We start from the raw sequence: 12,850 nt of genomic DNA on the forward strand, positions 1-12,850 counted from the left end.
ATGATTGAACGCGGTAAATATCAATCGCTGACCATGGTCAACTGGAACGGCTTCTTTGCCCGTACGTTTGATATCGATGGTCTGGTTACCACGCTTTCTGGTGGTAACGGTGCAGGTAAATCAACCACAATGGCGGCATTTATCACCGCTCTGATTCCTGACCAAACACTACTTCATTTCCGTAACACCACAGAAGCGGGCAGTAGCCAATCGTCTCGCGACAAAGGTCTTTACGGTAAGCTGCAACCGGGCGCGTGTTACGCCGCGCTGGATGTGGTGAACTCTCGTAACCAACGTCTGCTGTTTGTGGTAAAACTGCAGCAGGTTGCTGGCCGTGATAAAAAAGTCGATATCAAACCGTTCGTTATCCAAGGTCTTCCAAGTCATGTAAAACCAACGGATGTGCTGGTTGAAAGCGTCTCTGCGACACAAGCCCGCGTGCGTCAGATCAACGAAGTTAAAGACGTTATCTCTGAATTGGAAGGCGTCCAATTTAAAGCCTTCCCATCGATCGTCGATTATCACGCACAAATGTTTGAGTTCGGTGTGATTCCGAAGAAACTGCGTAACTCTGGTGACCGTTCTAAATTCTACCGTTTGATTGAAGCATCACTTTACGGTGGTATCTCAAGTGCGATTACCCGCTCTTTACGTGATTACCTTCTGCCACAAAACGGTGGCGTGAAGAAAGCCTTCCAGGATATGGAATCCGCACTGCGCGAAAACCGTATGACGCTGGAAGCCATCAAAACCACGCAGGCAGACCGTGATTTGTTCAAACACTTGATCACAGAGTCAACCAACTACGTGGCAGCCGACTACATGCGCCATGCGAACGATCGCCGCAATAAGCTAGAGCAAACGCTGTCGCTGCGTTCTGAGCTATTTGGTTCTCGCGAGACCTTGATTGAGCAAAATAACTTGCTCAACAGAGTACAAGAAGAGCTAGAGCTTCTGAACGAATCTGAATCAGCGTTAGAGCAAGACTACCAAGCTGCTTCGGATCACTTGCAACTGGTGCAAAACGCGCTGCGCCAACAAGAGAAGATTGAACGTTACCAAGAAGATCTTGAAGAACTCAGCGAGCGTCTTGAAGAACAAATGATGGTCGTTGAAGAAGCGCAAGAACGCGTGATGCTGGCTGAAGAACAGGCGACGGTTTCTGAAGAAGAGGTCGACAGCCTTAAGACACAACTTGCCGATTACCAGCAGGCGCTGGATGTTCAGCAAACTCGCGCCCTTCAGTACCAGCAAGCGGTTCAGGCACTTGATAAAGCAAAACTGCTACTCGGTGATGACGGTCTGACAGCTGAATCCGCGCAAGCGTTGGTGTCTGAACTGAAGAACAAAGAGTCTGAAAGTACCAACGCACTATTGTCTGTTAAGCATAAGCTGGACATGTCGTCTGCGGCGGCGGAGCAATTTGAAACGGCATTGAAGCTGGTACAAAGCATCGTTGGCCAAGTTGAGCGTAAAGACGCATCTGAACAGGCGAAAACGGCGATGACTAAAGCGCGCGAGTCACAGCAAATTGCTCAGAATGAGCAGCAGTGGCGAGCACAGCATCGTGATCTTGAGCGCAGTCTAAACCAACAGCGTCAGGCTCGTGAGCTGGTAAATGAATACCAGAAGCAGTTCCATGTTGAGCTAACGGACGAAATCACTTTCGAACAGGAACGTGAACGTCACGCGATGCAGATTGAATCGCTGGAAATGACACAGGAAGAAGTGCGTGAACAACGCAGCGAACAGCGTCGTTTAGAGCAAGATGCAGCAGCGGAAATTAACAAACTTGAAGCGATTGCCCCAAGTTGGATTGCGGCAAACGATGCGTTAGAAAAACTGCGTGAGCAAAGCGGTGCAGAGTTAGAAGATCGCCATGCTGTGATGACTCACATGCAAGTGGTTCTAGAGCAAGAGAAAGAACTGTCTCTGGCAAAAGACAAACTGGCAGAACGTCGCACCCAACTGGAAAGCGAAATTGAACGTCTGGCATCGCCGGGTGGTTCAAATGATCCACGTCTGAAAGGTCTGGCGGACACGCTGGGCGGTGTATTGCTATCTGAAATCTACGACGATATCACCATCGATGACGCGCCATACTTCAGTGCGATGTATGGGCCGGCTCGACATGCTATTGTGGTTTCTGATCTGTCTGGTATCGAAGAGAAGCTGGTAGAGCTGGATGACTGTCCTGAAGATTTGTACATCATTGAAGGTGACATTGATGCCTTTGATGACAGCTCATTCAATGCGGAAGAACTGGAAGGCGCAGTATGCGTTCGCATGAACGACCGTCAGATGCGTTACTCGCGCTTGCCAGAAATTCCATTGTTTGGCCGTGCGGCGAGAGAACAACGTTTAGAACTGCTGCGCAATGAGCGTGAAGAAGTGGTGGAGAAGCACGCGAAAGCGGCATTCGACTCACAGAAGATGCAGCGTCTGTACCAGGCGTTTAACCAGTTTGTGGCTCACCACATTCAAGTGGCGTTTGAAGCAGACCCAGAACAAGCATTGGCTAATGTGCGTGAAAAGCGCAACCAAACTGCTCGTGTACTGGCTGATTTGGAATCGAAAGAACAGCAACATCGTTCACAACTGCAAGCCAGCAAGCAAGCTTTATCGTCACTCGACAAGCTCGCTCCAAACATGGCATTGATTGAAGACGATACGCTGCAAGCGCGTTTTGATGAGTTGGAAGAAAAAATTGCCCAACTGTCAGAAGCGAAAGCGTTTCTGACCAATCATGCGAAAGCGGTGGCGGAACTTGAAAAGATTGCTTCAGCACTGGATGCGGATCCAGAGCAGTTCGACGCACTAGAAGCAGAGTACAACGCGGCAGATGAGCAACTACAAGAACTCAAAAAGCAAATCTTTGCTTTGGCTGACCTGGTGGAACGTCGTCACTACTTTACGTATTCAGATTCGGTGGATCTGCTGAACCAGAGCAGTGAATTGAGTGAGCAGCTTAAATCTAAGTTGGTTCAGGCTGAGAAAATGCGTTCTCGCTCTCGTGAAGAACTGAAACAAGCGCAAGGTCAGATGAACCAATACAACCAGGTATTGGCGTCTCTGAAGAGTTCACACCAAGCAAAACTGGAAACGGTTCAGGAGTTCAAACAAGAACTGCAAGAGTTTGGTGTTAACGCGGATGAAGGTGCAGAAGAGCGCGCAATGCGTCGCCGTGATGAACTGCACGAGCGTCTGTATACGTCTCGCAGCCGTAAGAGCGAATACGAACGTACTATCACTGCTACTGACCTGGAGATGAAAGGCTTAGCGAAACGTCTGAAGAAAGTTCAGAAAGACTACGTAGAGCTTCGTACCTTTGTGGTCGCTGCAAAAGCAGGCTGGTGCTCAGTACTTCGTCTTGCACGTGAAAACGATGTTGAGCGTCGTCTTCATAAGCGTGAGCTGGCGTACATGTCTGCAGATGAACTGCGTTCGATGTCGGATAAGTCATTGGGTGCGCTGCGTTTAGCGGTTGCGAACAATGATGATCTGCGTGACGCACTGCGCCTGTCGGAAGATAACTCTCGTCCTGAGCGTAAGGTTCTGTTCTACATTGCTGTTTACCAGCACCTGCGTGAGCGTATTCGTCAGGACATAATCCGTACTGATGACCCGGTGGAAGCGATCGAAGAGATGGAAGTGGAGCTGGCGCGTCTGACAGAAGAGCTGACTCAACGCGAAAACCGTCTGGCAATCAGTTCCGAGTCGGCTGCAAGCATCATCAAGAAAACGATTCAACGTGAGCAAAACCGTATTCGTATGCTTAACCAAGGTTTGTCGAACATTTCGTTCGGTCAGGTTAAAGGTGTGCGTCTGAATGTGAAAATCCGTGAAAGCCATGAAGTGCTACTCCACGGTTTGTCTACTCAGCAGGAACAACACAAAGACTTGTTTGAGTCTACACGCTTTACCTTCTCAGAAGCGATGGCGAAGCTGTTCCAGCGTGTGAACCCACATATCGACATGGGGCAACGCTCTCCTCAGGTTCTGGGTGAAGAGTTACTGGATTACCGTAACTACTTAGAGCTGAGTGTCGAAGTCAATCGTGGTTCTGACGGTTGGTTGCAAGCGGAATCCGGCGCGCTATCTACAGGTGAGGCGATAGGTACCGGTCAGTCAATCCTACTGATGGTGGTTCAAAGCTGGGAAGAAGAGTCGCGTCGTCTGCGTAGTAAAGACATTATTCCATGTCGTCTGTTGTTCCTTGATGAAGCGGCACGTCTGGATGCGAAATCTATCTCGACGCTATTCGAATTGTGTGACCGTCTGGACATGCAACTTCTGATTGCCGCACCAGAGAACATCAGCCCAGAGAAAGGTACCACCTACAAACTGGTACGTAAGGTGTTTAAAGATCATGAACACGTACATGTTGTAGGCCTGCGTGGTTTTGGTCAAAGCAAGAAAGCAAAGAGCGAAGCTCAGGAAATGGTTGAAGAGCTGGAATCCTAATCTCTAAAACAGACAAACGCCTACTAATAACTTTAGTGGGCGTTTTTTTAGTGCTGGATTTATCTTCAGTTTAAATCATAGAGGTTTCTGTCGATTTTGTTTGGCGGTATTGCCTTGGTGAACAGCCACTCCACTTGCGAAATGCATGACGAAAGTTTGCACTGTCCGAAAAGCCAATCCGTTCAGAAATTTCCTCAATACTAATCTGAGTTGCAGCAAGATAATGGCGCGCTAAGCGGAAGCGAACCTGGTCGAGAATTTGCTGATAGCTGGTACCTTCTGACTTAAGGTGACGGCTCAACGTTCTTGAGGACATTCCCAGCTCTGCCGATAAAGACTCACTAGACGGGTAGCATCCAGGACGTTCGACAAGCATCTGAGTTATCTTGTCTTTTAAGCTTGCACTACCAGAGACTTTCGCCAGCATTTCATCACAAGATTTCAAGCACAATTGCAATGTGCTCGGATTGGCTGCCGGTAGCGGCTCGTAGATGCTTCTGGCGTCAAATTGCCACTCAAGACACTCACTATTGAATTCAATGTCACAGTGAAACACCTCTTTATACAAGTCAGCGTATTCTGGTTCTGGATAAGGGAAGCGAATGACCGTTGAAGGGAAAGGGTGTTGCATCACTTCTTCACACAAGTTCTGAATGACCGAAAACCAGTACTCACAACAGAAAGGCAGCAGAGACTGAAGATCAATTAACTGCTCCGCACGAAAATAACCCAAGTTATCTTCAACCCACATTTTCTTTTTCAGAACCGGACCTGCAAGACGCAGATATTTAAAGCCCATCACTAAGGCATCAAGTAAGGTATTGCTACTCAAAACCGCATAGCCAAGTACGCCGAAATCGCTGAATTTTGCCTGTTGCCCGACCTTAAGCCCTAATCCTGGCTCTTTTGCGTGGGCAAGCGCGTTATTAAATATGACCAGCTTTTGTGTGAGGGTGATATGAGTATCCGGTGCATAAAGCTGAGAGGCATTGATGTCACTGCCGTCGAGCAATGTCTCAACGCTCACCTCAGGCTCTAAATATCGTTTGAGCAGCTGTAAATCTAAGATGCCAAAAGCCTGTTTGTCTGGCTCGTACACAGCGGTGTATTCCATCGTATTCCCCTCTCACATTCTGCATCATCCTAGCGCTTATTGGAGTGCTATTCTGTCACTACCTTCTCAAAGTTGTCCGAATATCACCGGTTTTTGTCAGTTTGTAACCTGTGTTTAATGTTATCAATATGTTGTAATTTAATAAATTGTACATTGGGAGACAGATATGAGTGCATTGGAATCGCACGCTGATGAAATCGTGTGCAACCAGAACATAGAGGCGGAATCCGTTCCGGTAAAGAGTGAACTGGCCGCTTGGTTTGCTGAACTTCAATCTGCCTATCACGCAGAACCGCTGGCAACATTGGAAGTCCGCAGACAGCGATTACTTTCGCTGAAAAAACAACTTTCTCGTTATCAGGATATTTTGGCTGAAGCGATGAGTGAGGATTTCGGCGGGCGTAGCCATACGGAATCGCTAATGGCAGACATACTTGCGCCGATTCTCGATATCAATCACGTCGTGCGCCATTTAAAGGGTTGGATGAAACCGAGTAAAAGACCAACCGAGTTGCTATTCAAAGGCAATAAACTGGAAGTGCGATACCAACCTAAAGGGGTGGTTGGCATCATTTGTCCCTGGAATTTCCCGATTTACCTTTCTATTGGTCCTCTGATCACGTCTTTGGCCGCAGGGAATCGCTGCATGATAAAAATGCCACCTAATTGTCCGGCTACGACAATTCAACTGCAGAAGATGTTAGCGGAAATCTATCCTGAGAACCTGGTTCGAGTGGTGGATGGCCGTCACCCCGAAGCGATGGAAATATCTCACCTCCCATTTGATCATCTTATCTTCACTGGTTCGCCAAAAAGTGGCCGAACGATCATGGCGAATGCAGCGGCAAACTTAACCCCGGTGACGCTTGAGCTTGGCGGAAAATCTCCAGCAATCGTATTTGAGGATTACGATATCACTAAAGCCGCGGATCGCATTGCACATGGGAAGGGAATGAATTCCGGTCAAATTTGCATTGCACCGGATTATGCCTTTGTACCAGAGAGTAAACAGCAGGCTTTTGTGGATGCCGTGCAGCTCGCTCATCAAGCGATGTATAAGCAAATAGGTTCGAATAAGGACTACACCTCTCTGGTGGATGAGGCGCAGCATCAACGGTTTCATGCTCTGTTGAGTGATGCCCGCGAAAAGGGGGCGACCATTATCCAATGTATGGACGAGGGGGAAGGGCGTAAAACACCGCTCTATATCGCCACCAACCTGACAACTGATATGCGTATTTGTCAGGAAGAGATCTTTGGCCCGTTGCTTCCCGTTCATACTTATCAATCCATTGATGAAGTCATTCAATACATTACCGAGCGTCCTCGTCCTCTTGCCTGTTATCTGTTTACTAACGATGAAACTCAGCGTGAAACCGTGCTAACACGCACGCACAGTGGCGGTGTTACCGTGAACGACTGGGGGTGGCACGTTCTCAATCACTCTGCGCCATTTGGCGGTGTGGGTAATTCTGGAATAGGTAATTACCACGGTGAAGAAGGTTTCAGAGAATTGAGCCATGCACGCACCGTTTTGAAAGTCAGAGACTGGTTTCCAACTCAGCTTTTTACTCCTCCGTACGGAAGAATGGTTCAAAAGCTGATATTGCGAATTTTTGTCGGCAAGCCAGATCCGACGCTAAAAAATAAATAATAAGTTTCATAACGTATTTTTTGTTGGCAGGGACGCAGAAGGCTTATTAGGCAGTAAGTCAATAAGAAGGCAATAAGGCTGCGTCTCCCTCTATTTTTGCCAATACCGTGCTTGGTTGCACCTCACTTACCAATATTGATTCAAAGGATGAAATATGACGAAATCAGCGAAAGGAATGCACACTTATGCGTCGTATGTTTTGTCGAGTGGCGTTACAGAAGGATGCCAGTGGAAAAACACTCAGATTAGTTCGCCATTTTGGGGAGGTCGATGATGGACAGTTACGATTACATCATTGTCGGCGGTGGCTCTGCGGGCTGTGTGCTAGCATCGCGTTTATCTGAAGACCCGAACGTTTCTGTTTGTTTGCTTGAAGCTGGTGGTAAGGACAACAGTGCCTTTATTCATACTCCTGTCGGCACGGTTGCTATGATGCCAACGAAATTACATAACTGGGGATTCAAAACGGTACCACAACCTGGCTTAAATGGTCGCTGCGGCTATCAACCAAGAGGTAAAACGCTAGGTGGTTCGAGCTCAATCAATGCGATGATGTATTCGAGAGGGCATCGCTATGACTACGACTTGTGGGCAAGTCTTGGCAACACGGGTTGGAGCTACGATGAATGCCTGCCATATTTCAAAAAAGCGGAAAACAACGAGGTTCACCACAACGAATATCATGGTCAGGGTGGGCCTTTGAATGTGGCGGACTTACGTTCGCCGAGTAAGCTTATCGAGCGATACTTGTCGGCATGCGAGTCCATCGGAGTCCCGCGTAGCGCTGATATCAACGGCGAACAACAATTTGGCGCAACTTACACTCAGGTGACTCAACTCGATGGTGAGAGATGCAGCGCAGCAAAAGCTTATTTAACGCCTCATTTACACCGGGAAAATCTTACGGTGCTCACCAAAGCCACCACGTACAAAGTGCTGTTTGAAAGCAAGCGTGCTATTGGCGTCGAGTACGGTTTAAAAGGGCAACGTTTTCAAATCAAATGTAATCGGGAAGTCATACTTTCTGCGGGCGCGTTCGGTTCACCGCAAATCTTGCTTTTGTCCGGCGTTGGAGCCAAAGCAAAACTCGACAAGCACGGTATTGAGCAAGTTCATGAGTTACCAGGTGTTGGCGAAAACTTACAAGATCATATCGACCTCGTACACAGCTACAAATGTCTTGATAAGAAAGAAACGTTTGGTGTGTCGTTACGTATGGCTTCTGAGATGGGTAAAGCGATACCTCAGTGGATGAGCCAGCGCAGCGGCAAAATGAGCAGTAACTTTGCTGAGGGGATTGGTTTTCTCCGCTCTGATGACAGTATCGATGTGCCTGATCTGGAGTTCGTGTTTGTGGTGGCCGTGGTTGATGATCATGCGCGTAAGGTTCATGTCAGTCATGGCTATAGCTCACATGTCACATTGCTCAGGCCCAAAAGCATAGGCACAGTCAAACTCAATAGTACTGACCCTTATGACGCACCATTGATTGACCCGGCATTTTTCAGCCACCCAGATGATATGGGAATCATGATCAAAGCATGGAAGAAACAGTATCAGATGATGGAGAGTCATGCATTTGATGAGGTTCGGGGTGAAAACTTCTATCCGGTTGACGCCAGCGATGACAAGGCCATTGAACAGGACATTCGTAACCGCGCTGATACCCAATACCATCCGGTGGGGACGTGTAAAATGGGCACAGAGGATGACCCGTCGGCTGTGGTTGATAAAGATTTGGTTGTCCACGGCTTAGAAGGACTCAGAGTCGTAGACGCATCGATCATGCCTACGCTGATAGGTGGGAACACCAATGCGCCGACCATTATGATTGCAGAAAAAATTGCAGACCGTATGAAATCAGAGAACGCATATCACGCTGAGCGGGAAGTGGTGGTCTCTCTGGTTGGGTAATCGGCAGTCGGGCGATAATTCCGTCCCCAATAAAAAAGCCGAGGCTGTAGGACGACAGTCTCGGCTTTTGCGCACTTAGATGAAGCTAAAGTGCTATTCGTCTGAAACGTCTTTAGTAACCTCGATCATTTCAGCAAGCTCTTCAAGTGCTTGGATAGAGATCTCAGACAAGCGTTGTAAATGCTGATCTAAGGTTTCCTTATCGACAAGCGATGGTTCTTTATTTTTTATTTCTTTTGTTAACATTTCTCAACCTCATAAGTTGAGTAAGGGGAGTCCTAATGATACTCAAAAGATTGAGTATAAATAAAACCATAGGTGCTTAATTGTTAGGCAGATCATCGATTTCGACAAGATTAGGGCAGGTTTACTTAGCAAATGTGGGATTGTGCCCAAATATGAAAACTAAGCTAGCAATCATGAGAATGAATGCTAGCTAGAGGTTATTTGGGTATATTTAGAACAAAGGCTTAACGCCGAACTTCTCTACCGCGTACGCAACGCGTTCATGTGGTTTAGGGTATTCTGCCGGAGTGCCAAGACTCTCGATATGTTTTAAGCGAGGAAGCAGACCCGCGCCATTGGCGATTTGGATTGCCAGACCCGGACGAGCATTGAGCTCCAATACCATTGGGCCTTCATCTTTATCCAGTACCATGTCTGTCCCCATATAGCCTAACCCAGTCATTTCCCATGCACTGGAAGCCAGTTCTAGCAGCCGTTGCCAATGGGGAACCTGTAGCGTTGAAAGGTCTTTTCCTGTATCTGGATGATGAGTGACAGGCTGGTTAAATTGCACTGCACGAATCGCTTTACCCGTCGCAATGTCGATACCTACCCCAACCGCACCTTGGTGAAGGTTTGCTTTGCCATCGGAAGCCGCGGTTGAGCAACGCATCATTGCCATAACAGGGTAGCCTTTGAACACGATGATACGGACATCTGGCACACCTTCGTAGCTAAAACCATCGAAGCAGTCATCAAACTTAATCAGGTTCTCAACAACAGCCACATCGTTTTTCCCGCCCAGAGAAAAAAGGCCAGCCAGTGCGTTACTGATATGACGTTCGACTTCTTCTTTGCCTATCGTTGCGCCGGAAGGCTTGGTGTATACCCCGTTTTTATGGGAAGTGATAACCAGAATCCCTTTACCGCCACTGCCCTGAGCTGGTTTTATTACAAAACCAGGCCAGTTGAGAACCATGTCGTGGATAGTTTTTACTTCTGCCTGGCTGTGAATAACGCCGATTAGGGCAGGGACAGTTGCCCCTGCTGCCTGCGCAATAATTTTTGTTTTCAGCTTGTCATCGACCAACGGGTATTTAGAACGATCATTGTAACGACCAATATAGCTGTGGTTACGCTTGTTCATTCCCATGATGCCTTTGTGGCGAAGTTTTGCTGGCGTGGTATAACGTTCAAACATCGTTTAATCCTCCGCTAGCGGTTTGAAACGACGAAGTTCTGTCAAGCGGTAACCAGTGTAAGTACCAAGTAGTAGAATCCCTGCCAGTACGATTAACTGCAGACCAATAAAATTAAACGTCAGGTGCTGGATGTACGAATTGGTCATCGCCAGGTAAACCAATACTGCGGTCAGTAACGAACCACCACCTTGCATCGCCACTTCTTTCGCACCTTCCTCTTCCCATAGAATCGACATACGTTCGATAGTCCATGACAAGATGATCATCGGGAAGAAGGTAATAGTCAGACCTTCTGTCAGACCAATTTTGAATGCAATGATGGTAAACACTGAAATGATCATAATAACAGTGATAATAACCGCAGATATCCTCGCAACCAGTAGTAAGTTAAGCCGCGACAAATAGCTGCGGATAATTAGACCAGTACCAACAATAAGCAAGAAGCCGATAATACCCGTTATCAGCTGTGTCTGCACGAATGCCACCGCAATAAGAACCGGCATGAAAGTACCTGATGTTTTAAGGCCGATGATCACACGCAGGAACACCACAATCAGCGCACCAATTGGGATCAGCATGATGGTCTTAAACATAGCTTGCTCTTCAAGTGGCAAACTATGAATAGAAATGTTCATCAGACCATCAGCTTCAATTTTATTGTTGGTTGCTTGTTGAGGTGTCATCTCTTGTTTGATCATTGAGAAATGAACCTGGCTATTTTTACCACCAACCAAATCTAGCAGGGATACGTTAGATTCATCCCATATCAGTAGGTTAGGCTGCACCGCTTTGCGTTCAGAGTTCGGTGAGAAAAGAACCCACTCTTTACCCGACCAAACTTGTACCATTGTCTGAATCGCCTGGCGTCGGCGTCCATCTTCAAGTTCGATAACACCGACGATTTTACTTTGTACATTAGCCGTCAGGAGAGTTTTGTGTAACGCATCGGTGCGATCGAAGTCGTTCAATAGCAGCGCAGCGTTCTGGCTGTCGGGATCGTTCAATGCTTTAATCAGTTCACGTGCGAACGTCACATTGTCCGCTGAACGGCTCATCGCTTGTTCAATCAGGGCGTTTGCTGCAGCTTGTTGTGGTGCTGAAAGTGTTGGAGGGATAATTTCTTCAGCAGGCGGGAGAGGGGTAACCTGTGCTTGCGGATCTACGAGAAATTGTGCTTTGTAGTAAATGGTCTGAGGCCCTCGGGCTTGACGGATTGACCATTCTGCGCGACGTCCGGAGTCTGAGTTAATGTAAGAGACACCGTAACCTGAAGAAGAGGCGGATTCGCCGATAAGTGTATAACCGCTTTGAGTATGGGGAGCAGCCAGTGAAGCTTTGACTTCGTTGCCGTTTGCACTAAATTCAATACGAGCTTCTACATCCCATACCTGACGTGTTTCACCCGGAGTCCATGGTACGCCATAATTTTGGTGTCTGAACACACTCAAAGCGATGCCCGCAACCACCAATAAAATGACGGATACGTAAAACGGTATTTTTGACGTCATAATCTACCTTATTATTTTTTAATCTTCTTCTGTTTGGATATATGTACGGCTAACATCCACTAACGCGATGTCGCGTATAAATTCTCTACCTAGTAAAATAGGATGGTTCATGTGAGAGCGATCTGCCAACGTAAATTGCGCTTTTTCATGGATTTTCCCAACTTTGACCCACAACTCAACCACGGCACGGCGATCAAGTTCTTCATTTGCCGATTGGCGAATTTTCACATAACGCAGTACCGGTGCTTCGATCCAAATGCTTTTTTCTTCTTCGGACTTGGTGTTGTCCGCAAGGTGGAAGCGAACCCAGTTCTTACCGTTTCGCTCAAACTCTTTGATGTCGATGGCGTTTAATGAAGAAGTGTCTGCACCAGTATCAACACGGGCATCAAAGCTCTGTTTGATAGAATCTATCGTTACTTTTTCAATAGAGCCCAGAACAATGTCATGAGTTGGGGTCGCTTCTACTGGAGGTGGTGCCGGAACAACGATAGGTTCCTTTGGTTTTTTCACCTCTGCCAGCACCTTATCACGAGCAATAAGCAGTTCACCCGTGAGCTTATCGATTTGGTCTTCAAGGCTATTAATGTGGTCTGATTGATTATTCAACCGCTGTTCCAGAGTAGTGATGCGATTATTGACATTCGCTTCTGTTGAGTGGATGGCAGCTAACGTTTCATAGTGGTATTGTTCGCCTTTGGTAAGTGCGCATCCTGATAATAAGACGATAGCAACAACCGGAGTCAATCGTAATAACATTGAAGACCTT

At 47.3% G+C, this 12,850-nt stretch carries 8 protein-coding genes; 3 read left to right on the forward strand and 5 right to left on the reverse strand.

Going from position 1 to position 12,850, the window contains the following annotated elements:
• A complete protein-coding gene (gene mukB, locus ACWYU8_RS14980) occupies positions 1-4,464 on the forward strand; it encodes a chromosome partition protein MukB (protein WP_457520564.1) in 4,464 nt (1,487 codons plus the stop codon).
• A gap of 70 nt (positions 4,465-4,534) precedes the next feature.
• Here mukB and ACWYU8_RS14985 read toward each other — a convergent pair whose 3' ends face one another.
• A complete protein-coding gene (locus tag ACWYU8_RS14985; RefSeq protein WP_457520455.1) occupies positions 4,535-5,578 on the reverse strand; it encodes an AraC family transcriptional regulator in 1,044 nt (347 codons plus the stop codon).
• A gap of 166 nt (positions 5,579-5,744) precedes the next feature.
• Between ACWYU8_RS14985 and ACWYU8_RS14990 the strand changes: the two genes are divergently transcribed.
• Together ACWYU8_RS14990 and ACWYU8_RS14995 are read left to right on the forward strand one after the other, a co-directional pair.
• Positions 5,745-7,232, forward strand: a complete 1,488-nt coding sequence (locus ACWYU8_RS14990; RefSeq protein WP_457520457.1) for a coniferyl aldehyde dehydrogenase — start codon at positions 5,745-5,747, stop codon at positions 7,230-7,232.
• A gap of 273 nt (positions 7,233-7,505) precedes the next feature.
• Entirely contained in the window at positions 7,506-9,146 is a 1,641-nt protein-coding gene (locus tag ACWYU8_RS14995) for a GMC family oxidoreductase (RefSeq protein ID WP_457520565.1), read from the forward strand.
• Positions 9,147-9,239: 93 nt separating this feature from the next.
• Here the strand turns inward: ACWYU8_RS14995 and ACWYU8_RS15000 are convergent, their stop codons facing one another.
• From ACWYU8_RS15000 to ACWYU8_RS15015, 4 genes are all read right to left on the reverse strand, one after another.
• Entirely contained in the window at positions 9,240-9,392 is a 153-nt protein-coding gene (locus ACWYU8_RS15000) for a hypothetical protein (RefSeq protein WP_457520459.1), read from the reverse strand.
• A gap of 211 nt (positions 9,393-9,603) precedes the next feature.
• Entirely contained in the window at positions 9,604-10,572 is a 969-nt protein-coding gene (locus ACWYU8_RS15005) for an alpha-L-glutamate ligase-like protein (protein WP_457520460.1), read from the reverse strand.
• 3 nt (positions 10,573-10,575) lie between these two features.
• On the reverse strand, positions 10,576-12,081 hold the full coding sequence (locus ACWYU8_RS15010; RefSeq protein ID WP_457520462.1) for an inactive transglutaminase family protein: 1,506 nt from the start codon (positions 12,079-12,081) through the stop codon (positions 10,576-10,578).
• 18 nt (positions 12,082-12,099) lie between these two features.
• Positions 12,100-12,840: a putative ATP-dependent zinc protease gene (locus ACWYU8_RS15015; RefSeq protein ID WP_457520464.1), complete on the reverse strand. Its 741-nt coding sequence runs from the start codon at positions 12,838-12,840 to the stop codon at positions 12,100-12,102.
• Between the last annotated feature and the right edge of the window lie 10 nt (positions 12,841-12,850).

Source organism: Vibrio limimangrovi (assembly GCF_054064025.1).

Bases quoted from the DNA above. Each gene is read 5' to 3' on its own strand.
- ACWYU8_RS15015 (WP_457520464.1), bottom strand. From the start codon at position 12,840: ATGTTATTACGATTGACTCCGGTTGTTGCTATCGTCTTATTATCAGGA.
- ACWYU8_RS14985 (WP_457520455.1), bottom strand. From the start codon at position 5,578: ATGGAATACACCGCTGTGTACGAGCCAGACAAACAGGCTTTTGGCATC.
- ACWYU8_RS15005 (WP_457520460.1), bottom strand. From the start codon at position 10,572: ATGTTTGAACGTTATACCACGCCAGCAAAACTTCGCCACAAAGGCATC.
- mukB (WP_457520564.1), top strand. From the start codon at position 1: ATGATTGAACGCGGTAAATATCAATCGCTGACCATGGTCAACTGGAAC.
- ACWYU8_RS14995 (WP_457520565.1), top strand. From the start codon at position 7,506: ATGGACAGTTACGATTACATCATTGTCGGCGGTGGCTCTGCGGGCTGT.
- ACWYU8_RS15010 (WP_457520462.1), bottom strand. From the start codon at position 12,081: ATGACGTCAAAAATACCGTTTTACGTATCCGTCATTTTATTGGTGGTT.
- ACWYU8_RS15000 (WP_457520459.1), bottom strand. From the start codon at position 9,392: ATGTTAACAAAAGAAATAAAAAATAAAGAACCATCGCTTGTCGATAAG.
- ACWYU8_RS14990 (WP_457520457.1), top strand. From the start codon at position 5,745: ATGAGTGCATTGGAATCGCACGCTGATGAAATCGTGTGCAACCAGAAC.